Genomic DNA, 22,394 nt, shown 5'->3' with positions numbered 1-22,394 from the left:
ACCCCCCTAAACCACCCGGCAGGGTGGGGGGTGCCTAACACAAACAGAACCAAGCCCGTCCGGCGTTTGAGGACACCGCCGCGCAGCGGAGGTGCGCACGCCACGGCCCGCGGCCGAAGAACCGCCGGACAGGCTACGCGCGGTGCTCCGGGGCCACCCAGTGCGGCTTGCGGAACTTCAGGAACGCCAGGGGCGCCAGGAGGCCGAGGACGAGCAGACCACCGCCGACGGTGAGCAGATAGCGCCACAGCGGGCCGCCGCCGAACTGGTCCGGCGGTACGAAGCCGATGCACATGGCCGCGACGGAGGCCACGAAGCCGACACCGGCGACGAGCCGCACGGCAGGCACCCGGAAGCCGCGCGGCCGGTCGGGCTGGGTGCGCCGCAGCCGGACGACGGCGGCGAACATCAGCAGATAGACGACGAGATAGATCTGCGTGGTGATGACCGAGAAGATCCAGTAGGCGCTGGAGACATCGGGAATGAACGCGTAGAGCAGGGCGATCAGGGTGGTGAGCGCGCCCTGGGCGACCATGATGTTCCGCGGCACGCCGCGCTGGTTGAGCTTCTGCAGGACGGGCGGCAGATAGCCCTCCTGGCGGGAGACCATCAGCAGCCCCTTGGCCGGCCCCGCCAGCCAGGTGAGCATGCCGCCGAGCGCGGCGGCGACCAGCAGCACTCCGACGACCTTGGTCAGCCAGCCCACACCGAAGTGGTCGAAGAAGCCCTGGAAGGCCTGCATCACTCCGGCCGTCAGGCTGAGGTCCTCACCCGGCATGACCCAGCTGATGGCCAGCGCCGGAAGGATGAAGATCAGCAGGACGAGACCGGTGGCGGCGAAGACCGAGCGCGGGAACTGCTTGCCGGGCTCGCGCAGCGAGGCGACGTGCACGCCGTTCATCTCCATGCCCGCGTAGGACAGGAAGTTGCCCACGATCAGCACGAGGCTGGCCAGCCCGGTCCACGGCGGGAGGAAGTGGCCGGAGTCCATGGGGGCGGCCGACGGGTTGCCCTGGGCGAGGAAGACCAGGCCGAGGGCGACGAGGACGACGCCGGGGATCAGCGTGCCGATCACCAGTCCCATGCCCGCGAGCCCCGCCACCGCCTTGGTGCCGCGCGAGGAGATGAACACGCCCGCCCAGTAGATGACGACGATGACGACGGCGACGTAGAGGCCGTTGTCGGCGAGCCTCGGGTCGATGACGTACGCGAACGTGCTCGCCACATAGGCGAGCAGGCTCGGGTAGTAGGCGATCGTCATCGCGAACTGGCACCAGACGGCCAGGAAGCCGAGCGGCTTGGACAGCCCCTCGCTCACCCAGCGGTAGACCCCGCCGGTCCAGCCGGAGGCCAGCTCGGCCGAGACGAGGGCGGTGGGCAGCAGGAAGACCACGGCGGGGACGAGGTAGAGGAAGACGGCGGCCAGCCCGTACAGCGCCATGGACGGGGCGGGCCGCAGGTTCGCGACCGAGGCGGTCGTCATCATCGCGAGGGTCACCCATGAGATGAACTGCTGCGTCTGCGGGGCGGACGGGGTCGGAGGGGTCCCGGCGGTGGGGGTCTCCCGGGCCGGTTCCGTGAGGGTCATGGGTGGAGCGTCCTTCGGGCCGTGCGGCGAAATGAGACGGGGAATATGAGACAGGGAATCGAATCGCCCCATAATCGGGCCTTGGACCCCCTCCACGCACATCCGTCACTCTCACCGTGGAGCGCCGATACCCCGAGGGGGTAAGGTGCGGGCGAGGATTCCGAGGCTGTGGAGGCTCGTGATGGACGAACGGCGGAAGGCCACCGCCTGGTGCGGCCGGCTGCTGCTGTTCGCCGCGCTCCTCCTGGGCATCGTCACGATGCACACCCTCGGCCACCCGAGCGAGCACGCCCCGGGGCAGCCCGGCCCGGCGGCGGCACAGCCCGCCGCCCACGCGATGCCGGATCACGCCGCGCACGCCCCGGCCGACGACACCGCGCCGACCGCACGGGCCGTTATGGCCGCTCCGGCGGCCGACGCGCCCCGCATCGGTCCCCCGCCGCACAGCGGCATGGACCCGATGTCGGTCTGCCTCGCCGTGCTCGCAGCGGGCTTCGCCGTCGCCCTCGCCCTCGGCATGGCCGCTCTTCGCCGCCGGTCCGGCGCGCTCGCCTCCGTGGCCCGCGCCCGCCTGCTGCGCACCCTGTGGCCCATACCGCCACCCCGTCACAAGGCCCTCGCCCGGTTGTCGGTACTGCGCGTGTAGAGCCGCGTCCCGCCGCTGCTCCCGCACGCGGCGGACGCGCTCCGACCCGTACCCGAACGACAACCTCACGAGGTGCACTCCCATGCGTAACCCCACCCGCCGCGCCGTACTCGGCGCGGGCATCGCCGCTGCCGGCGGCAGCCTGCTCGCCGCCTGTTCGAAGGGCTCGGACAGCGGCTCCTCCGCCGCGCCGGCGCCCGCCGACCTGGTCTCCCCGGACGGGAAGGAGGTCGCCGCCGCCGAGGCGGAGCGCGGCGGCGGCCCCGTACGGAAGGTCGCCCTGACGGCCACGCCGACCCGGCTCGACCTCGGCGGCCGTACCGTCACGACCTGGGCGTACGGCGACCGGCTGCCCGGCCGGGAGATCCGCGTCACCGCGGGCGACACGCTCGCGGTGACCCTCGCCAACCACCTGCCCGAACCCACCTCCCTGCACTGGCACGGGCTCGCGCTGCGCAACGACATGGACGGCGCGCCGGGCGTCACCCAGCGGCCCGTCAAAGCGGGCGCGTCCTTCGACTACCGCTTCGCCGTCGCCCACCCGGGCACGTACTGGTTCCACCCCCACTCGGGCACCCAGCAGGACCGGGGGCTGTACGCGCCGCTGATCGTCGAGGACCCGAAGGAGCCGCTGAAGTACGACAAGGAGTGGGTGGTCGTCCTGGACGACTGGGTCGACGGGGTGGACGGCAGCACACCCGACGCGGTCCTCGCCGAGCTGAGCCGGGGGATGGGCGGCATGGACCACGGCGGGGGCAGCGGCGGCATGGACCACGGTGGCATGGACCACGGCGGACACGACATGTCGCACATGTCGATGACGTCGAGGTCGTCGGGGGCAGCGAGGTCGTCGAGGACGCCGGCGTCCGCCACCCCGTCCCCCTCCGGCCCGTCCCGGATGATGATGGGCGCGACAAGCCCGCTCCTCGGCGGTGACGCGGGCGACGTGGCCTATCCGCACTACCTCGTCAACGGCCGTACGCCCGAGGACCCGGAGACGTTCACGGCGAAGCCCGGCGACCGGGTGCGGATCCGGTTCGTCAACGCCGGTGGCGACACGGCCTTCCGGGTCGCCCTCGGCGGCCACCGCATGACGGTCACGCACACCGACGGCTTCCCCGTCGAGCACCAGCAGGCCGACGCGCTGCTGCTGGGCATGGGCGAGCGGTACGACGTTCTGGTCGAGGTGAAGGACGGTGTCTTCCCGCTGACCGCGCTGGCCGAGGGCAAGAAGCGGACCGCCCTCGCGCTCCTGCGCACCGGCGGGGGCGCGGCGCCCGACGCCGACGTGCGCCCCAAGGAGCTGGAGGCCGCGCCGCTCACCGCCGACCGGCTGCGGGCCGACCGTTCCGTGACGCTCCGGGAACGCCGCCCCGACCGTACGATCACCCTCCGACTGACGGGCTCGATGGCGAAGTACGACTGGGCGATCAACGGCAAGAAGTACGCGCCGGAGCCCGGCTATCTCGTGGGAGCGGGTGAGCGGGTCCGGCTGGTCTTCGTCAACGACACGGAGATGTGGCACCCCATGCACCTGCACGGACACACCTTCGCCCTGCCCGGGCGGGGGCCGCGCAAGGACACCGCGATCGTCCTGCCGGGGCGGCGGCTGGCGGTCGACTTCGACGCCGACAACCCGGGCCGGTGGATGGTCCACTGCCACAACGTCTACCACTCGGAGTCCGGGATGATGACGGTCCTCGGCTACCGGAAGTAGCCGGGCGGCGGCAGCGCCGTCCACGCCGACGCGAACACTGCCGGCGGTGTTCGCGTCGGCCACATGGCCGCGCTCCACCCCACATTGCGTCAGACAGACGATTACACTGGACGGCGTGCCTCAACTTCGTCTCGCCCTGAACCAGATCGACTCCCGCGTCGGCGATCTCGCCGGGAACGCCGAGACGATCGTCCACTGGACCCGGCACTCCGCCGAGCAGGGCGCCCATCTCGTGGCGTTCCCCGAGATGGCGCTGACCGGCTACCCGGTCGAGGACCTGGCGCTGCGGTCCTCCTTCGTCGAGGCCAGCCGGGCCGCGCTGCGCGCGCTCGCCGCCCGCCTGGCCGCCGAGGGCCTCGGGGAACTGCCCGTCGTCGTCGGCTATCTCGACCGCAGCGAGCAGGGCAGTGTCCGCTTCGGCCAGCCCGCCGGCGCCCCGCGCAACGCCGCCGCCGTGCTGCACCGCGGTGGGGTCGCGCTGACCTTCGCCAAGCACCACCTTCCCAACTACGGCGTCTTCGACGAGTTCCGCTACTTCGTGCCCGGTGAGACGCTGCCCGTGGTGCGGGTGCACGGCGTCGACGTAGCGCTCGCGATCTGCGAGGACCTGTGGCAGGAGGGTGGCCGGGTGCCCGCGACGCGGTCCGCCGGGGCCGGGCTGCTGCTGTCGATCAACGCCTCCCCGTACGAGCGCGAGAAGGACGACACCCGGCTGGAGCTGGTGCGCAAGCGCGCCCAGGAGGCCGGCTGCACGACCGCGTACCTCGCGATGACCGGTGGTCAGGACGAGTTGGTCTTCGACGGCGACACGATCGTCGTGGACCGCGACGGCGGGATCGTCGCGCGTGCCCCGCAGTTCGAGCAGGGTTGTGTGCTGATCGACCTCGATCTGCCGGCCGCCGCGCCCGAGGCCCCGTCCGGGGTCGTGGACGACGGGCTGCGCATCGACCACGTCACCCTGTCGGCCGAGCCGCTCCCGGCGTACGAGCCGGAGACGCCGGGCGGTCTCGCGCCCCGGCTGGGCGACGCGGAGGAGGTGTACAAGGCGCTGGTGGAGGGCCTGCGCGCGTATGTCGTGAAGAACGGCTTCCGCAGCGTGCTCATCGGCCTGTCCGGCGGCATCGACTCGGCGCTCGTGGCCGCCCTCGCCTGTGACGCCATCGGCGCGGAGAACGTCCACGGCGTGGCGATGCCGTCGCGCTACTCCTCCGACCACTCGCTCGGCGACGCCGAGGAGCTCGCCCGGCGCACCGGCCTGAACTTCCGCACGGTGCCGATCGGGCCGATGTTCGACGCGTACATGGGCGCGCTGGGCCTGACCGGTCTCGCCGAGGAGAATCTCCAGTCGCGGCTGCGCGGCACGCTGCTGATGGCCCTCTCCAACCAGGAGGGCCACATCGTGCTCGCGCCGGGCAACAAGTCCGAGCTGGCCTGCGGGTACTCCACCCTCTACGGCGACTCGGTCGGCGCGTACGGCCCGATCAAGGACGTCTACAAGACGCTGATCTTCCGCCTCGCCCGATGGCGCAACCAGGCGGCGGCCGAGCGCGGCGAGACGCCGCCGATCCCGGAGAACTCCATCACCAAGCCCCCGAGCGCCGAGCTGCGTCCCGGCCAGGTCGACACGGACTCGCTACCGGACTACGAGGCGCTCGACCGGATCCTGGAGCTGTACGTCGACCGCGACCAGGGCCGGGACGCGATCGTCGCGGCGGGCTTCGACGCGGAGCTGGTCACCCGGATCCTGCGGCTGGTGGACACGGCGGAGTACAAGCGCCGGCAGTACCCGCCGGGCACGAAGATCTCCGCAAAGGGCTTCGGCAAGGACCGCCGGTTGCCGATCACGAACGCGTGGCGGGAGAGCGTCTGACGGGCGCTGCCTGACGCGCGCTGCCTGACGGGGACTCAGGCGCGGGCCGGGCCGGATCTCACGACCAGCCCGTCCAGCAGGCGCGCGGTGGCCTCGGTCACCGCGTCCACGGCTTCGTCGAAGACCGCCTGATTGTGCGCGGCCGGCGCCCGGAAGCCCGACACCTTGCGCACGTACTGCAGGGCGGCCGCCCTGATGTCCTCCTCGCCCACTTCGGGTGTCATGGGCGGTCTGAGCGTCTTGATGCTGCGGCACATACCCCCAGTGTGACGCGCCCCACCGACATCGCGCCGAGCGCGACAGATCCGGGCCGGACATGGACGACCGGGTCAGGCCCCCCGGGCCGACGCCGTCCCCCGGCAGCCCGGCACCCGCACCGGGCGTCCCCGTCAGCCGACGCGCTCCGCCTGCGGCATCCGCTCGCTGCCCGCGGCGACCAGCCGGGACGCTCCCGGGCCGCCCCGGTCGAGCAGCCCCGCCGTCACCGCGATGGCCAGGCCGATCACCGCGAGGACCGCGCCCACCAGGGTCGGGGAGGTCCAGCCCCAGCCCGCCGCGATGGCGACGCCGCCGAGCCAGGCCCCGCCGGCGTTGGCCAGGTTGAACGCGGAGTGGTTGGAGGCGGAGGCCAGGGTCGGGGCGTGCCGGGCCTTGTTCATGACGAGCATCTGCAGCGGCGTCGTGGTCATGAAGCCGACCGCGCCGAGGACGACGACCGTCGCGAGGGCCGCCCACTTCACGTGCACGGTGAAGTCGAAGAGGACCAGCACGGCCGCCAGCGCGGCCAGCGACCCGTAGAGCGTGGGCCGCAGCGCCCGGTCGGTGAGCGGACCGGCGACGAGGGCGCCGAGCGTCATGCCGATGCCGAAGAGGGCGAGGACGAGCGTGACGGAGGTCTCGGAGAAGCCCGTGACCTCGGTCATCATCGACGCGAGGTAGCTGTAGACCGCGAAGACCCCGGCGAAGCCGAAGACCGCGGTGAGCAGTCCGAGCAGCACCTGCCGGTCACCGAGGGCGCGCAGCTCCTGGCCGAGGCCCTCGTGCCGTTCGCGCGGGAGCTGCGGGACGAGCAGGGTGAGTGCGGCCATCGCCGCCAGCCCGATGCCCGCGACCACGAGGAACGTGGCGCGCCAGCCGAGGTGCTGGCCGAGCAGGGTGGCGGTGGGTACGCCGACGATGTTGGCGACCGTCAGGCCGAGGAACATCGTCGCGACCGCCCGGGCCTGCCGTCCCTCGGTCACCAGCCGGGCGGCGACCACCGCCCCGACGCCGAAGAACGCGCCGTGCGGCAGCCCCGCCAGCACCCGCCCCGCGACGAGCAGCCCGAAGGTGGGGGCCAGCGCGGAGGCGAGGTTGCCGATGGTGAAGAGGCCCATGAGCAGGACGAGCATCCGCTTGCGCGGGATGCGCGAGCCCAGTGCCGTGAGCAGCGGGGCGCCGATGACGACGCCGAGGGCGTAGGCGGAGACCAGGTATCCGGCGGTGGGCACCGAGGTGCCGAGATCGTCGGCGACGTTGGGCAACAGGCCCATCATCACGAACTCGGTGGTGCCGATACCGAACGCGGAGATCGCCAGGGCGAGCAGCGCCAGGGGCATGGAGGACAGACCTTTCAGAGGATGTTCCCTTCCGGAACAAAGCCTCTCAGGTCAAATGTTCCCGCCCCCGGACGGGAAGGTGAACAGCCGGTCAGATCTTTACCCGGGCGGCCACCGGCAGGTGGTCGCTGTCCGTCTCGGGGAGGGTCCAGGCCGAGACGGGGTCCATGCCGCGCACCATGATCTGGTCGATGCGGGCCATGGGGAAGCTCGCGGGCCAGCTGAAGCCGAAGCCGTCGCCCGCCGCGCCCTGCGCCGAGCGCAGCTGCGAGGTGATGGGCGCGAGCGAGCGGTCGTTCATCGTGCCGTTGAGGTCGCCGAGCAGGACGACCTTGCGCACCGGCTCCCGCGCGATGGCCTGGCCGAGCGCCTCGGCGCTGTTGTCGCGCTGACCCGCGGTGAAGCCCGCGTTGAACTTGACCCGCACGGAAGGCAGGTGCGCGACGTAGACGGCCACGGGACCCTGGGGGGTGTTGACCGTGGCCCGCAGGGCGCGCGTCCAGCCCATGTGGATGTCGACCGGCCGGGCGTCGGCGAGCGGGTACTTGCTCCACACCCCGACGGTGCCCTGCACGGAGTGGTATTTATACGTGCCCGCCAGGGCCCGCTCGTACCGTGAGGCGTCGCTGAGCTCCTCCAGCGCGATGATGTCGGCGCCCGAGGCGGCGACGGCGCGGGCGGTGCCGACCGCATCGAGGTTCTCGGCGTTGACGTTGTGGCTGACGACCGTGAGGTTGCCGCCCTTGCCCGACTTGTCGCTGAGCAGCCCGCCGAAGAGGTTCGTCCAGACGACGATGGGCAGCAGCAGCGCGACCAGGGCGGTCGCCGACCGGCGCAGCACGGCGAGGACGAGCAGGACCGGGACGCCGAGGCCCAGCCAGGGGAGGAACGTCTCGGTGAGGCTGCCGAGGTTGCCGACGCGGTTGGGGAGCCCGGAGTGGAACAGCATCAGCAGCCCGAGCAGCGCGGCGAAGGCGGCGACGACGAGCCCGCGCCGCCAGACGCCCCGGTCCCGCCACTGGCTCACGAAGCGCTCGAAGCTGGATCCGGTGCGCTCCGGGCCCGGCCCCTCGTGGCCCGTCTCCTCCATGTACGCCTGCGACATCCGTCGTCCTTAACTCTTCAGCTGCTGCGTCCCCGCCACCTGACGATAAGTGATCACCGTGGGCCGGGTTTCTCCGCGGCGCCCCTGGCAGGGGCGTCGGTCTGGAGGACGAGGGCGCGGGCCGCCCGGGTTCCTGTCGAGCGGCTGTGCGGGCGTGCTGTGACACAACGGGCATATTCGCCGCGTTCCGCGGTCGGGGGACGACCGCGGGGCGGTCACCTCTCCCCCGGACGCTCCCCCTGTGGCCGTGCGCCCTCCAGGACGGTGTCGACGATCTGCTCCGCCAGCCCCTCGGGCATCTCCTTCCACTCGTGGAGCATCGCCCGGGTGAGCATCGGGCCGACGAACAGGTCGGCGAGCAGATCGAGGTCCCGGTCGGCGCGGATCTCCCCGGTGAGCGTCCCGCGGCGCAGCACCGCGAGCAGCGCCTCGCGGCGGGCCGTGACGACGGTGTCGTGGTACTCCTTCCACAGCTTCGGCTGCGCCTGCATCTGCGCGACCACCGTGCGCAGCAGCGCCGAGGAGCGCTTGGCGAGGCCGCGGCGGCGCATGAACTCCAGCATGGTGACGAGGTCGTCCCGGACGGATTCCCCGGCGGCCGGGGGTTGCCGGACGGCGTCGAGGGAGCGCATGACGTCGAGCATCAGCGCCTCCTTGCCCGCCCAGCGGCGGTAGACGGTGGCCTTGCCGACGCCCGCCTCGCGGGCTATCCGCTCCATCGACAGATCGCCGATGGTGACGCCTTCCTCCAGGAGCCGCAGCACCGTTTCGATGACGGTGGTGTCGACGGCGGCGTTGCGTGGACGGCCCCGCCGTTCGGCCACCGCGCTGACGCCCTCCCCCGGCTTTCCTTCGCCCTGCCCGTTCACGCGTCCGCTCCCGCCTGCTCCTTCTCGGGTTCCGGCCGGGGCGCTCCGGCCGCCGCGGCCGCCGCCTTGCCCGGCAGGAAGAGCGCGACGACGGCCGCGCCGAGCAGGGCGACGGCGGTGGAGCCGATGACGGTGACGTGCATGGCGTGGATGAAGGCGTCCTGGGCGGGGGCGATCAGCCCCTTGCCGGCCGGTCCCAGCTTCTCGGCGAGGCCGAGGGTGCCCTCGATGGACTCGCCCGCCGCGTGCCGGGCGGAGTCGGACAGGCCGGGGACGTCGTCGAGTGCGCCGGAGATGCCGTCACGGTAGGTGGTGGAGAGCACCGAGCCGAGCACGGCGACGCCGAGCGCGCCGCCGACCTGCCGGAAGGTGTTGTTCACGGCGGAGCCGGAGCCGGCCTTCTCCCGCGGCAGCGACTGCATGATCGAGACGGTGGCGGGCGGCATGATGTGCGCCATCGCGGTGCCCTGGCAGAAGAACAGCACCTCCAGGACCCAGATCGGGGTGTCCCGGTCGAGCAGCAGGAAGCCCGCCGTGGTCGCGGCGACCAGCAGCATGCCGAGGGTGCACACCACGCGGGCGCCGTACCGCTCCACGACCAGCCGGGCCCGCGGGGCGAAGAACATCTGGGCGACGGCGATCGGCAGGAGCAGCAGACCGCTCTGCAGCGGGCTGTAGCCGCGCACGCTCTGGGTGTAGAAGACGATGAAGAACGTCGTGCCCATCAGCGCGAAGAAGACCAGCGCGATGGAGGAGACGGCCGCCGAGAAGGCGGGGTTGCGGAAGTAGCGCACGTCGATGGCGGGGTGCGCGCTGCGCCGCTCGTGCAGCACGAAGAGGACGAGGACGAGCACACCGCCGCCGACGGTGCCGAAGACCTCGGGGTCGGAGAAGTCGGCGAGCTGGCCACCCTTGATGATGCCGTAGACCAGCAGGACCAGGCCGACGACCGACAGCAGCACGCCGATCGGGTCGAGACGGCCGGGCTTCGGGTCCTTGGAGTCGGGGACGAGCAGCACCATGGCGATCAGACCGGCGATCACGATGGGCACGTTGACGAGGAAGACGGAGCCCCACCAGAAGTGGTCGAGCAGGACACCGCCGGTGACCGGGCCGATGGCGATGGCGAGGCCGACCGCGCCCGCCCAGATCCCTATGGCCTTGGGCTGCTCGTCCCGCTCGAAGACGTTCATGATGATGGCGAGGGTCGCGGGCATCACGAAGGCGCCGCCGAAGCCCATCACCGCGCGGAAGGTGATCAGCTCACCGGGCGATCCGGCCATCGCGGAGAGCACCGAGCCGATCCCGAACACGACCATGCCGAAGAGCAGCACCTTCTTGCGGCCGAGCCGGTCGCCCAGCAGACCCGCGGTGAAGAGGATGCCGGCGAAGACGAGCGTGTAGGAGTTGATCGCCCACTCCAACTGGCTCTGCGTCGCGCCGAGTCCGGTGGGGGCGGGTGCGGCGATCGTCTTCATCGCCACGTTGAGGATCGAGTTGTCCAGCACCACGATCAGCAGGCTGAACAGCAGGACAGTGAGGATCGCCCAGCGTCTGCGGTGGATCGCCTCGGGGACCCGGCGGGGCGGCGCCGCGCCGGAGGAATCGGAGGGGTTGGAAGGCGCCGAGGGGTCGGGGGTGCCGGAAGGAGCTGCCATGCACACCACCATAGACCTTTTCGATACGAGCCCGTCTCGTATTGGAAAGTCTTTACGAACGGGTGCCCGCCCTAGGCAACCGGGGCAGGGGGGTTCCCTTCCCCGCCCGCGTGCGGCGTGTCAGCATGGGAGGTGATCCGGGGACGCCGTGAGGGCGCCTCGAGACACTTCACAGGAGCCATTGCCATGACGCATGCCTTGAATGCCGCGAGCCGGCCCGACAGCAGCCCCGCCAACCCGAAGGCGCTGTACGGCGGTACGAGTTCCCGGCGCGTCACCGTCCGCGACATCGCCGCGGCCAAGAACCGCGGCGAGAAGTGGCCCATGCTCACCGCCTACGACGCGATGACCGCCTCGGTCTTCGACGAGTCCGGCATCCCCGTCCTGCTCGTGGGCGACTCCATGGGCAACTGTCACCTCGGCTACGACTCCACCGTGCCCGTCACGATGGACGAGATCGCCCTTCTCTCGGCCGCCGTCGTACGGGGCACCAAGCGCGCCCTGATCGTCGGCGACCTGCCGTTCGGTTCGTACCAGGAAGGCTCGGTCCAGGCGCTGCGCAACGCCACCCGGCTGGTGAAGGAGGCGGGCGTCGGCGCGGTCAAGCTGGAGGGCGGCGAGCGCTCCGCCGACCAGATCGATCTGCTGGTCCGCTCCGGCATCCCCGTCATGGCCCACATCGGCCTCACCCCCCAGTCCGTCAACGCCTACGGCGGCTATCCCGTGCAGGGCCGCGGCGAGGAGGCCGCGCAGCAGTTGCTGCGCGACGCCAAGGCCGTCCAGGACGCGGGCGCGTTCGCCGTCGTCCTGGAGCTGGTCCCGGCCGAGCTGGCCGCCGAGGTCACCCGGACGCTGCACATCCCGACGGTCGGCATCGGCGCGGGCCAGGAGTGCGACGCCCAGGTGCTGGTGTGGACGGACATGGCGGGCATGACGGCGGGCCGGGTGCCGCGCTTCGTGAAGCAGTACGCGAATCTGCGCGAGGTGCTCGGCGACGCGGCGAAGTCCTTCGCGGACGACGTGGTCGGCGGCCTGTACCCGGCGGAGGAGCACGCCTTCCATTAACGGGGTCGCCGGACGGGCTTTTCGAGCCCGTCCGGCGCTCGAGGACACCGCCGCGCAGCGGTGGTGCGGACACACCGACGCCCCATCGGCGAGATGTCGGCGGGCTGTCGATTAAATATCGGCGCGCTGTCAGTGCCCCCTGGCACTGTGGCTTCCATGACGCGAAACGACATCCCTGGAAGCGGCAAGAACGCCGTAGAGGTCCGGGGGCTGGTCAAGCACTACGGCGAGACCAAAGCCCTCGACGGGGTCGACCTGGACGTACGCGAGGGCACCGTCCTCGGTGTCCTCGGCCCCAACGGCGCGGGCAAGACCACGCTCGCGCGAGTCCTGTCCACCCTGATCCGGCCCGACGCGGGCAGCGCCCGCGTCGCGGGCTACGACGTGGTGACCCAGCCCCGGCAGCTGCGCCGGGTCATCGGCCTGACCGGGCAGTACGCCTCGGTCGACGAGAAGCTGTCCGGCATCGAGAACCTCTACATGATCGGGCGGCTGCTCGACCTCTCCCGCAAGGACGCCCGGCGCCGCGCGGCGGAGATGCTGGAGCGCTTCTCGCTCACCGAGGCCGCCAAGCGGCCCGCCATGCAGTATTCGGGCGGTATGCGCCGCCGGCTCGACCTGGCCGCCTCGATGATCGGCCTGCCGTCGGTGCTCTATCTGGACGAGCCCACCACCGGCCTCGACCCCCGCACGCGCAACGAGGTGTGGGAAGAGGTCCGGCGGATGGTCTCCGAGGGGGTCACCGTGCTGCTCACCACGCAGTACATGGAGGAGGCGGAGCAGCTCGCCGACGAGCTGACCGTCATCGACCGCGGCCGGGTCATCGCCGGCGGCGGGGTCGACGAGCTCAAGGCGAAGGTCGGCGGGCGCACCCTGCAGATCCGCCCGGCCGACCCGGCCGAACTGCCCCGGATGGTGGGCGCGGTGGCCCAGGCCGGGCTGGACGGCATCGCCGGCGCGACCGCCGACGCCGCCGAGGGCGTGGTCAACGTCCCGATCGTCAGCGACGAGCAACTGACCGCCGTGATCGGGCTGCTGGGCGAGCGGGGCTTCGCCATCGCCGGCATCAGCACCCATCTGCCCAGCCTCGACGAGGTGTTCCTGGCCGTCACCGGCCAGAAGACCTCCGAGAGCAGCGCGCCGCAGGACCGTACCGACGAACTCCAGGAGGTCGCGGCATGAGCGCGGCGACGATTCAGACGCCCGCGAAGGCGCCGACCGACGAGGGCCGGATCGGCCTGCGGGGCAATATGCGGCACATCGGGGCCCTCGCCCGCCGCAATCTGCTCCAGATCAAGCAGGACCCGGAGTCGATGTTCGACGCCGTGCTGATGCCGATCATCTTCATCCTGTTGTTCACGTACGTCTTCGGCGGCAACATCGCCGGCAAGGGCAATGAGCAGCAGTACGTCAGCTATCTCGTGCCGGGCCTGATGGCGATGATGGGCATGAACATCGCCATGGCGGTCGGCACGGGAGTCAACGACGACTTCAAGAAGGGGGTGATGGACCGCTTCCGGACGATGCCGATAGCCCGGTCGTCCGTCCTCATCGCGAAGATCGTCGTCGAGGTCGGGCGGATGCTCATCGCGACCACGATCCTGCTGGTCATGGGCTTCATCCTGGGCCTGACCATCAGCACCTCGGTCCTTCACCTGCTCGCGGCGGTGGCGCTCGCCATGGTCTTCGGCGCCTCACTGATGTGGATCTTCATCCTGCTGGGGCTGACCCTGAAGACCGCGCAGGCCGTCCAGGGGGTTGCCATGATCGTCCTGATGCCACTGCAGTTCGGCAGCTCGATCTTCGCACCGACCCAGAAGATGCCGGGCTGGCTGGAGACGTTCACCGACTACAACCCGCTGTCCAACCTCGCCGACGCCTCCCGCAATCTGATCAACGGCGGCCCGGTCGCCGACTCGGTGTGGATGACGCTGGCCTGGGCCGCGGCCATCACCCTGGTGACCGCGCCGATCGCGATCTCCAAGTTCCGCAACAAGACCGACTGAGTCGCACGGCCGAGCCGGCGGTGCCAGGGGGCGCCCCGGGGGGCGCGTCATACGAGGGCGGTGGCCTCCTCCAGCGTGAGGCCGCCGCCTTCGGCGTACGCGCGCTCGTACGCGAAATCGCCCAGAGCGGCGCGCGTCGCGGTCTCCGTCGCCGCCCGCACCTCCCGCTCGACGGACGCGACATGGACGCCCGGGGTGCGCAGCGCGGCACTGGCGCCGAGCAGCCGGGCCGCCGTCAGGGCGTGCTCCTCGCCGCCGAGCGCGACGTGGGCGTGGGCGGCGTACAGCAACTGCACCATCGCCAGGTGCGGTGCGATCAGCCGGGACAGCGGCTCGGTCCCCTTCACCAGTGCCCTGCGCAGCCTCGGCAGTGCCTCGGCCGGGCGGGCCTCCAGCGTGTCGACCCAGGCGATCAGCCCGCAGATCGTGCCCGCGAGGATCTCGATGGCCCGGTCCTCGAACTCCGTCTCGAGCCCTTCGAGGATCTCGCGCGCCGCCGCGGTGTCCCCGTGCTGGGCGAACCGCACGCCGAGCTGGAGACGGGCGAAGATGGCGGCGTCGGGGCTGACCCGCTGCGCCTCCGCGATGACCTCGCGGAGCGTGCGCTGGACCTCCTCCGCGTCGACGAGCCCCGCCTCCGTGCGCACCTCGACGAGGCGGCCGCGCAGCATCGGCACCATGGCGGTCGAACCCAGTTCCCGGACGTGGTCGACGGCCTCCGCGTAGTCCTCCGCGGCCAGCTCGTACTCACCGCGCCGTTCGCGTGCCTCGCCGCGCCCGGACAGCGCCTCGGCCACGCCCCAGGAGTCACCGAGCCGACGGAAGATCTCCAGGCTCTCGTCGGCGTCCCGGGCCCCCTGCTCGGAGCGGTCCACGCTGTCGTTGAAGAGCTTGGCGCGCAGTTGGAGCGCGTTGGCCAGTTCCCAGTCGTAGCCGAGCCGGCGGCAGCGCTCCACCCCCTCGTCGATCATCGTGTAGAGGTTCTCGGCGTGACCGGTCAGGAGGGCCGCGTAGATCCACGCCATGCCCGGGACACGGCAGTTCTGCGGCTGCCCTCCCCCGTAGGCCTCGACGATGCCGCGCAGCCGGGTCTGCATGCCGGGGTCCTCGAACACCCGCATGTCGCTCTCCATGTTGGACAGCGCCACCAGCCGCACCCCGCGCCGGGCCTCCTCCAGCAGGTCCGGCGGCATCGGCGGCGGCGCGGCCGTGCACGGGACGAGCAGCGGCGGGGCCGGGGCGACGGGCGCCGCGAACGGGTCGGGGCCGAGCGCGGCCGCCGCCTCGGCCCAGGTCCGGGCGTCGGTGCGGTGGTCCCGCAGCTGCCAGAACCAGCCCAGGGACAGCACCAGGCACAGCGCCTCGTGCTCGTCCCGCGCCGCGACGGCGTGCCGGAGCGCGGTCCGCATGTTGTCGTGTTCCCGCTCCAGCCGCTCCAGCCAGGTCCGCTGCGCGGGGCCGCGCAGCAAGGGGTCGGCGGTGCGGGCCAGTTCACGGTAGGCGACCAGGTGCCGTCGTTCCGTCGCGGCCCGCTCCCCCGCCTCGTCCAGCCGCTCGGCGGCGTACTCCCCCACGGTCTCCAGCAGTCGGTAGCGCATCTGGCCGTCGGCGGCGGGCGCCGCGACCACCAGCGACTTGTCGACGAGGGAGCCGAGCAGCGCGGCGACGTCCCGCGCGTGGACGGCATCGGGGCCGTCGGCCGCGCACACCTCCTCGGCGGCGGGCAGCTCGCAGCCGCCGGCGAAGACCGACAGCCGGCGCAGCACGGCCCGCTCGGGGCCGGTGAGCAGGTCCCACGACCAGTCGACGACCGCGCGCAGCGTCTGCTGGCGCGGCAGGACCGTGCGGCTGCCGGAGGTGAGCAGCCGGAAGCGGTCGTCGAGGCGGTCGGCGAGGCCACGGGGGGTGAGCAGCCGCAGCCGGGCGGCGGCGAGCTCGATGGCGAGTGGCAGGCCGTCGAGGCGGCGGCAGATCTCGGCGCACGCCGCGGGGTCGTCGTCGAGAAGGAAACCGGGGCGGGCGGCGGCGCCCCGGTCGGCGAGGAGCCGCAGGGCGACCGGGTCGGGCAGGGGCTCCACGGGCCGGACCAACTCGCCGGGCACGGCGAGCGGTTCGCGGCTCGTGGCGAGGACGGTGATGCCGGGGCAGTGGGTGAGGAGCGTCTCGGCGAGCCGGGCGGCGGCGTCGATGACGTGCTCGCAGTTGTCGAGGACGAGCAGCATGCGGCGGCGCGCGCAGTGGTCGGCGAGCCGTGCCAGGGGGTCGAGCGCGGTCGCGTCGGTCGCGGCCCGCAGCCCCTCGGCGGCGGTGCCCCGCACGACGGTCTCGCGGGCCCCCAGCGCGGTCAGCACGGCCTCGGGCACGGTGTCGCCGTCGTCGACGGGCGCGAGCTCCGCGAACCACACCCCGTCGGGCCAGGCCCCGTCCGCCCGCGCGGCGGCCTCGGCGGCCTCCTGCGACAGCCGCGTCTTCCCGGCCCCGCCGGGCCCCAGCAGGGTGACGAGCCGGTACCGCGCCAGATCCCCCCGGATCAGCGCGAGCTCGTCCTCCCGGCCGACGAAGGAGGTGTGCCGGGCGCGCAGATTGCCGGGCGGCGGGAGCACGGGCGGCGCCGGTACAGGCGTCCCGGCACCGTAGGGCGCGGTGGTCTCGGCGCCGCCCGCCCCGCCGGGCGTCGCCGCTTCGCGGGCGCCCGGTCCCGGGTCCGCTCCCGCACCGGGCCCGGCGACTCGCCGCGTCCCGCCCCGCGTCGGCTCCCCCTCGACAGCCGCCTCGGGCAGCAGCCCGCGGCCGCCCGCGCGCACCTGCGCCTGATCGGGCAACGGCTCCGGCGTCAGCAGTTCGGCGTGCAGGGCGCGCAGTTCCGGGCCGGGGTCGGTGCCGAGCCGGTCGGCTATGGAGGTGCGGATCCGCTCGTACGCGGCCAGGGCCTCGGCCGGGCGGCCCGCGGCGCGCAGGGCGCGGAGGCGGAGGGCCTGGAGGGGTTCGTCCAGGGGGTGGGCGTCGCAGAGGTCGGCGAGCTCGGGCAGGACCGCCGCCGCGTCACCGAGGGCGATCGCCGCGGCTGCGCGGTGCCGGCGGGCGTCGAGACGGCGGGCCTCGTGGCGGACGGCCAGGGCGCCTGAGTCCGGGAGGTCGGCGAGCGCCGGGCCGCGCCACAGCGCGAGGGCGTCGTCGAGAAGGACCGCCGCCTTGGCGGGGTCGCCGTCGTCGAGGGCGCGGGCCCCCTCGTCGGCGAGCCTGCGGAAGCGGTACAGATCGACGTCGTCGGGCTCGGCCCGCAGCAGATAGCCGCCGGCCACGAGGTCCACCGCCGCGTGGCCGATCGCCCGCCGCAGCCGCCCGACGAGCGCCTGCAGCGCGCCCGGTCCGTCGGCGGGCGGCGCGTCACCCCAGACCTCGTCGATCAGCGCTTCGGCGGGGCGGGGCCGGCCGGGGTGCAGGGCCAGCGCGGCGAGGAGGCCGCGCAGCCGGGAGCCGCCGAGGGCGGTGATCCGGCCGTCGGCGGAATGGGCCTGGGTGGTGCCGAGAATGCCATAGCGCACGGACCCATTCTCACCCGGCGCGCACGGGTCGGTACGACACGCCGGGTCGAGCAAGTACCGTCGGCCGGTACGTTCGTACGCCCCGGGCCGCGCCCCCACCGTCCCGGCGGTTCCACCGAGATCCACAGGAGCATCAGGTATGGCATCCACAGCGACCCGCGGCGAGGCGCGCGTGAGCCCCGTCTTCCTCGCCCTCGTCGCCATCATGGCGGTCTCCATATGGGCGGTGTGGACGGACTTCTCGGCGAGCCCCGGCTTCGCCGTCTTCCTGTTCGTCGTCTCGGGCTGGATCGTCTCGCTCTGTCTCCACGAGTACGCGCACGCGCGCACGGCCCTGCACGGCGGGGACATCTCGATCGGCGCCAAGGGCTATCTGACCCTGAACCCCTTGAAGTACACGCACGCGCTGCTCAGCATCGTGCTGCCGGTGATCTTCGTGATCATGGGCGGGATCGGCCTGCCGGGCGGGGCGGTGTTCATCGAGCGGCACCGCATCCGGGGGCGCTGGCAGCACAGCCTGGTCTCGGCGGCGGGCCCACTGACGAACGTGCTGTTCGCGGCCGTGGTCAGCGCGCCGTTCTGGCTGGACGCCCTGGACGGGGTGCCGGACAACTTCCGCTACGCGCTGGGCTTCCTGGCCCTGCTCCAGCTGACGGCGGCGATCTTGAACTTCCTGCCGGTGCCCGGCCTCGACGGCTACGGCGTGATCGAGCCGTGGCTGTCGCACAAGCTGCGGCGGCAGGTGGAGCCCTTCGCGCCGTTCGGTCTGATCGCGGTCTTCGGTTTCCTGTGGATCCCCGGGGTCAACCACGCCTTCTTCGACATGATCGACGCGATTCTGCGCGGCCTGGGCGTGACCGAGTGGGACACCTACTGGGGCCAGGAGCTGTTCCGCTTCTGGCAGGGAACGCCGGACATCCCGCCGCTCACCTCGGTCGACATCGGTCTGTGAGACCCCTTCAACCCGCGCGGCTCACCCCGCGCGGCCGGCCTGCTCGGCGGCCCGGTCGTTCTTCTCCTTGCGCACGTAGTACCAGGCGATGTTCGACGCGACGCCGAGCAGCAGGATCCAGATGACGCCGAGCCAGCTGCCCCGCGCGAAGGAGACGACGGCCGCCGCGAGCGCGAGGGCGCAGACGGCGATGGCGTAGAGGGCGAGGCGGGGCATGGGGGCGGCTCCTGGTCGGCGGACGCGGATGCGTGGATCCCGCCCATTATCTCCCAGGTGTCCCCCACGCCCCCGGGCGGCCCAGGGCGTGCCCGGCAGGTCCTGCCGGGCTCACGGGGCCTGCCCACCGGGCACGCCTCTATACGTCGGTGACCCGCAGGCCCGCGTGCGCCTTGTGGCGGCGGTTCACGGAGATCAGGTTGGCGACCAGGGACTCCACCTGGTGGGCGTTGCGCAGCCGCCCGGCGAAGACGCCGCGCATACCGGGGATACGGCCGGCCAGGGCCTGGACGATGTCCGTGTCGGCCCGCTTCTCGCCGAGCACCATCACATCGGTGTCGATCTCCGCGATCTCCGGGTCGGAGAGCAGCACGGCCGACAGGTGGTGGAAGGCGGCGGTGACGCGCGACTCGGGCAGCAGGGCGGCGGCCTGCTGGGCGGCGCTGCCCTCCTCCGGCTTGAGGGCGTAGGCGCCCTGCTTGTCGAAGCCGAGCGGGTTGACGCAGTCGATGACGAGCTTCCCGACGAGGTCCGCGCGCAGCGACTGGAGGGTCTTGGCGTGGCCGTCCCACGGCACGGCGACGATCACGACGTCGCTGCGCCGCGCGCACTCGGCGTTGTCGGCGCCCTCGATGCCCAGGCCGAGCTCCTCGGCTGCGGTGTGCGCCCGGTCGGCGGCGCGGGAGCCGATGATCACCTTCTGGCCGGCCTTGGCCAGCCGGTAGGCGAGGCCGCGGCCCTGGTCACCGGTGCCGCCGAGCACGCCGACGACGAGGCCGGAAACGTCGGGGAGGTCCCAAGGGTCCTTGGCGGGGGCCTTCTTCACGTCATCAGGAGTAGTCATGACAGCGATACTGTCACGCTGCGATTTCGCCTCCGGCGAGGGTGGCCGTGTCGTCCGCACCACCGCCGGGCGGTCTGGTTTCGGCTGAGCTCAGCCGAATCAAGCCCGTCCGGCGATTGAGGACGCGCCCGCAGGGCGCCACCGCCGCAGGCGGCAAGACAGGCTCGCAGCCGAAGACCCGCCGGCCAGGCGAGACGCACATACGGGTGAGGCCGCCACGAAACCGCTTGGCCCGCGCAGCGGCTACGGCAGGATGCGGGCGCATGGACGCCGTACGGGTCGCGCTGCTGCGCGAAGCGCTCGCCGGGACCGAGTGGTTGCGCACCACGCGCCACTTCGCGGGGACCTTACGGACGTCGGTCACCCGGCACGGCGGCGGGCTGCTCCTCGTCGGCAGCCCGCGGTACGAGCCGTGGCACCTCGCCGCGCACCTGGACGACGAGGCCGCCTGGTCCGGGCTGCCGGAGCTGTCCCCCACGCTCGTCCGGCACCGGGTGCCGGACGGCGTCCCCGCGCATCTGGCGGTCGGGCTGGGCCGGCTGGAGGCCGCGCGGCGCGGGGAGACGCTGCTGGTGGTGACCGCCGAGGATCCCGGCGAGGGGCTGCTGGAGCGGGTGCACGACGCGCGGCGCGGCGGGGCGACCGTGCTCGCCCTGGACGGCGCGGGCGACGACGAGGGCAGCGACCTGCGGGCGCTCGCGCACGACGCACTGCCCGTGCCGGCCGCCGCGGAGCTCGATCTCGACACCGTCCAGCACCTGGTCAGCGCCGCCGCCGGGGAGAACGCCCCACCCGCGCCGCGTGCTCGCCACCGCTTCCTCGACCGGCTCGCCCGGCTCGCGGAGCAACTGTCCGCACCGCCGCCGACCCGCTGGTAGCGGCGGCCGGGGGCGACGGCGACCCGGAAATTCGTTTGCTCCCCTTCGTCCCGGCGCGGACCATGGTCCCCCGTGACCGAGCACCATCCCCCCTCCGAGCCCCCGGCGCCCTCCGAGACCTCCGCCGCCTCCGCGCCCCCCTCCGGCGGATTGCGCGCCCTGCTGCCCGACCTGACCCCCTGGCACGCCTCCCCCGACTTCCGCCGCATGTGGCTGGCGGGGCTGGTGACGGTCTTCGGCAGCTTTCTGACCTTCATCGCGGTACCGCTGCAACTCAAGGAGCTGACCGGCTCGGCGCTCGCGGTCGGCGCGGTCGGCGCCGTCGAACTCGTACCGCTGATCGTCTTCGGTCTCTACGGCGGCGCGCTCGCCGACGCCATGGACCGGCGGAAGCTGATCCTGTGGACCGAGGCCGGGCTCGGTGTCCTGTCCGGGATCCTGCTGCTCAACACCCTGCTGCCGCACCCCCTGGTCTGGCCCCTGTACGTGGTGGCCGCGCTGGTCAGCGCGCTGACCGGGCTCCAGCGCCCGGCGCTGCAGGCGATCGTGCCGCGCATCGTCGCGCACGAGCAACTGCCCGCCGCCATCGCCCTGAACTCGATGCGCTGGCAGGTCGGCGCCATCGCGGGACCGTCCCTGGCCGGCGTGATCATCGCCTTCGCCGGGCTGCCCTGGGCGTACGTCCTGGACATCGTGACCTACGCGGTCTCGCTCGCCCTCACCGTCGGCCTCGCCGCGTCGCCCGCCTCCCACGACGCCGACAAGCCGTCGCTGCGCGGCGTCCTGGAGGGCGCGCGCTACGCGTGGCGCCGCAAGGAGCTGCTCGGTACATACGCGGTCGACATGGCGGCGATGTTCTTCGCCATGCCGACCGCGATCTTCCCGTTCCTGGCCGACGATCTGGGCGCCCCCTGGGCGCTGGGCCTGATGTACGCGGCCGGCGCGGTCGGTTCGCTCGTGGTGAGCCTGACCAGCGGCTGGGTGTCGCGCATCCACCGGCACGGGCGGATGGTGGTGCTGGCGGCGGGCGGCTGGGGCCTGGCGATGGCGCTGGCGGGCTGGATGCACAACGTCTGGCTGGTGCTGGTGTTCCTGGCCGTGGCCGGCGGCTGCGACATGGTGAGCGGCCTCTTCCGCTCGGCGATCTGGGACCAGACGATCCCGGACGAGCTGCGCGGCCGCCTCGCCGGCATCGAACTGCTCTCGTACTCGGTCGGCCCCCAGCTCGGCCAGGTCCGCGCGGGCGGCACGGCCACCCTGACGAACGTCCGCACCTCGGTGTGGGCGGGCGGTCTGGCGTGCGTCGCCTCGGTGGGGCTGCTGGCCCTGACGCTGCCGAAGCTGATGTCGTACGACGAGCGGACGGATGAGCATGCGGTGCGGATGCGGGCCGCGCGCAGCGCGGATGTGGTGGAAGCGGCGTAGCCGCAACTGCGGGCCGTCGTTGCCGCCTGCGGCGGCGAGCGCCCTGCGGGCGCGTCCTCAATCGCCGGACGGGCTGCTGTGCCTTGTCCTCAAGCGCCGGACGGGCTGAAAGCAGCCCGTCCGGCGATTGAGGACACCGCCCCGCAGCGGTCAGCTCTTCTTGTCCTCGTCGTTCCAGCGGGGGTCCTCGCGCCACTCCTCGTTCCGCTCGCGCGCCGTCTCCATCGCGTGGGCCGCCTCCTCCTGGGAGTCGTACGGGCCGAAGCGGTCGGCGGCCCGGCACTGGGGGCCCTCCTCCACCGTGCCGTGCTTGAGGCAGTAGTACCACTCACCGGGCTTGCCGGCCGTGTGCCGCTTGAACAGTGCCATCAGGTCTCTCCTCCAGCGTGGGTGCTCGATCACATGGTCCCCG

General features: G+C 72.5%; 19 protein-coding genes. 9 read left to right on the top strand and 10 right to left on the bottom strand.

Annotated elements, in window-relative coordinates:
* Nucleotides 1–133 precede the first annotated feature (133 nt).
* Nucleotides 134–1,588 (bottom strand): APC family permease, encoded by a 1,455-nt coding sequence (locus tag ACZ53N_RS19945; protein WP_469142151.1) that lies wholly within the window; start codon nucleotides 1,586–1,588, stop codon nucleotides 134–136.
* A gap of 181 nt (nucleotides 1,589–1,769) precedes the next feature.
* Here ACZ53N_RS19945 and ACZ53N_RS19940 point away from each other — a divergent pair, with 181 nt between their 5' ends.
* The 3 genes from ACZ53N_RS19940 to ACZ53N_RS19930 all read left to right on the top strand — a co-directional run bounded on the left by ACZ53N_RS19940 (nucleotide 1,770) and on the right by ACZ53N_RS19930 (nucleotide 5,821).
* Nucleotides 1,770–2,234, top strand: a complete 465-nt coding sequence (locus ACZ53N_RS19940) for a hypothetical protein (protein WP_469142150.1) — start codon at nucleotides 1,770–1,772, stop codon at nucleotides 2,232–2,234.
* A gap of 82 nt (nucleotides 2,235–2,316) precedes the next feature.
* Nucleotides 2,317–3,951 (top strand): multicopper oxidase family protein, encoded by a 1,635-nt coding sequence (locus ACZ53N_RS19935; RefSeq protein WP_469142149.1) that lies wholly within the window; start codon nucleotides 2,317–2,319, stop codon nucleotides 3,949–3,951.
* 115 nt (nucleotides 3,952–4,066) lie between these two features.
* Entirely contained in the window at nucleotides 4,067–5,821 is a 1,755-nt protein-coding gene (locus tag ACZ53N_RS19930) for an NAD+ synthase (protein WP_469142148.1), read from the top strand.
* Between the two features lie 35 nt (nucleotides 5,822–5,856).
* On the opposite strand, the gene ACZ53N_RS19925 is transcribed toward ACZ53N_RS19930, so the two are convergent.
* From ACZ53N_RS19925 to ACZ53N_RS19905, 5 genes are all read right to left on the bottom strand, one after another.
* Entirely contained in the window at nucleotides 5,857–6,078 is a 222-nt protein-coding gene (locus ACZ53N_RS19925; RefSeq protein ID WP_469142147.1) for a DUF2277 domain-containing protein, read from the bottom strand.
* Nucleotides 6,079–6,210: 132 nt separating this feature from the next.
* Nucleotides 6,211–7,419, bottom strand: a complete 1,209-nt coding sequence (locus tag ACZ53N_RS19920; protein ID WP_469142146.1) for an MFS transporter — start codon at nucleotides 7,417–7,419, stop codon at nucleotides 6,211–6,213.
* Between the two features lie 91 nt (nucleotides 7,420–7,510).
* Nucleotides 7,511–8,524, bottom strand: a complete 1,014-nt coding sequence (locus ACZ53N_RS19915) for an endonuclease/exonuclease/phosphatase family protein (protein ID WP_469142145.1) — start codon at nucleotides 8,522–8,524, stop codon at nucleotides 7,511–7,513.
* Nucleotides 8,525–8,739: 215 nt separating this feature from the next.
* Nucleotides 8,740–9,393, bottom strand: a complete 654-nt coding sequence (locus ACZ53N_RS19910) for a TetR/AcrR family transcriptional regulator (RefSeq protein WP_469142144.1) — start codon at nucleotides 9,391–9,393, stop codon at nucleotides 8,740–8,742.
* Nucleotides 9,390–11,051: an MFS transporter gene (locus ACZ53N_RS19905; protein ID WP_469142143.1), complete on the bottom strand. Its 1,662-nt coding sequence runs from the start codon at nucleotides 11,049–11,051 to the stop codon at nucleotides 9,390–9,392. Before ACZ53N_RS19905 ends, ACZ53N_RS19910 begins: the two co-directional genes overlap by 4 nt.
* A gap of 186 nt (nucleotides 11,052–11,237) precedes the next feature.
* On the opposite strand from ACZ53N_RS19905, the gene panB reads away from it, so the two are divergent.
* The 3 genes from panB to ACZ53N_RS19890 all read left to right on the top strand — a co-directional run bounded on the left by panB (nucleotide 11,238) and on the right by ACZ53N_RS19890 (nucleotide 14,122).
* Nucleotides 11,238–12,116 carry a 3-methyl-2-oxobutanoate hydroxymethyltransferase gene (panB, locus tag ACZ53N_RS19900; RefSeq protein WP_469142142.1) on the top strand — a complete coding sequence of 293 codons (879 nt, stop codon included), beginning with the start codon at nucleotides 11,238–11,240 and terminating at the stop codon, nucleotides 12,114–12,116.
* Nucleotides 12,117–12,209: 93 nt separating this feature from the next.
* Nucleotides 12,210–13,298, top strand: coding sequence for an ATP-binding cassette domain-containing protein (locus tag ACZ53N_RS19895; RefSeq protein WP_469142168.1), 1,089 nt, complete (start codon nucleotides 12,210–12,212; stop codon nucleotides 13,296–13,298).
* Nucleotides 13,295–14,122, top strand: coding sequence for an ABC transporter permease (locus tag ACZ53N_RS19890; protein WP_469142141.1), 828 nt, complete (start codon nucleotides 13,295–13,297; stop codon nucleotides 14,120–14,122). The genes ACZ53N_RS19895 and ACZ53N_RS19890 overlap by 4 nt, the downstream gene beginning before the upstream one ends.
* A gap of 47 nt (nucleotides 14,123–14,169) precedes the next feature.
* On the opposite strand, the gene ACZ53N_RS19885 is transcribed toward ACZ53N_RS19890, so the two are convergent.
* The gene (locus ACZ53N_RS19885; RefSeq protein ID WP_469142140.1) at nucleotides 14,170–17,667 is read right to left on the bottom strand and encodes an AfsR/SARP family transcriptional regulator; all 3,498 of its coding nucleotides are present in this window, start codon (nucleotides 17,665–17,667) and stop codon (nucleotides 14,170–14,172) included.
* Between the two features lie 139 nt (nucleotides 17,668–17,806).
* Here ACZ53N_RS19885 and ACZ53N_RS19880 point away from each other — a divergent pair, with 139 nt between their 5' ends.
* Nucleotides 17,807–18,619, top strand: a complete 813-nt coding sequence (locus ACZ53N_RS19880) for a site-2 protease family protein (protein ID WP_469142139.1) — start codon at nucleotides 17,807–17,809, stop codon at nucleotides 18,617–18,619.
* Nucleotides 18,620–18,640: 21 nt separating this feature from the next.
* On the opposite strand, the gene ACZ53N_RS19875 is transcribed toward ACZ53N_RS19880, so the two are convergent.
* Both ACZ53N_RS19875 and npdG read right to left on the bottom strand, forming a co-directional pair.
* A complete protein-coding gene (locus ACZ53N_RS19875; protein WP_362218231.1) occupies nucleotides 18,641–18,835 on the bottom strand; it encodes a hypothetical protein in 195 nt (64 codons plus the stop codon).
* 139 nt (nucleotides 18,836–18,974) lie between these two features.
* Nucleotides 18,975–19,679: an NADPH-dependent F420 reductase gene (gene npdG, locus ACZ53N_RS19870; RefSeq protein WP_469142138.1), complete on the bottom strand. Its 705-nt coding sequence runs from the start codon at nucleotides 19,677–19,679 to the stop codon at nucleotides 18,975–18,977.
* A gap of 263 nt (nucleotides 19,680–19,942) precedes the next feature.
* Between npdG and ACZ53N_RS19865 the strand changes: the two genes are divergently transcribed.
* Both ACZ53N_RS19865 and ACZ53N_RS19860 read left to right on the top strand, forming a co-directional pair.
* Nucleotides 19,943–20,557 (top strand): hypothetical protein, encoded by a 615-nt coding sequence (locus ACZ53N_RS19865; RefSeq protein ID WP_469142137.1) that lies wholly within the window; start codon nucleotides 19,943–19,945, stop codon nucleotides 20,555–20,557.
* 72 nt (nucleotides 20,558–20,629) lie between these two features.
* A complete protein-coding gene (locus ACZ53N_RS19860; RefSeq protein ID WP_469142136.1) occupies nucleotides 20,630–21,982 on the top strand; it encodes an MFS transporter in 1,353 nt (450 codons plus the stop codon).
* A 150-nt stretch (nucleotides 21,983–22,132) separates the two neighbouring features.
* Here ACZ53N_RS19860 and ACZ53N_RS19855 read toward each other — a convergent pair whose 3' ends face one another.
* Nucleotides 22,133–22,351 carry a hypothetical protein gene (locus ACZ53N_RS19855; protein ID WP_469142135.1) on the bottom strand — a complete coding sequence of 73 codons (219 nt, stop codon included), beginning with the start codon at nucleotides 22,349–22,351 and terminating at the stop codon, nucleotides 22,133–22,135.
* Nucleotides 22,352–22,394: the final 43 nt, after the last annotated feature.

This window comes from Streptomyces sp. NPDC033229 (assembly GCF_055576875.1).
The sequence above is the reverse complement of the archived record's forward strand: the minus strand, read 5'-3'. Positions and strand labels throughout refer to the sequence as shown.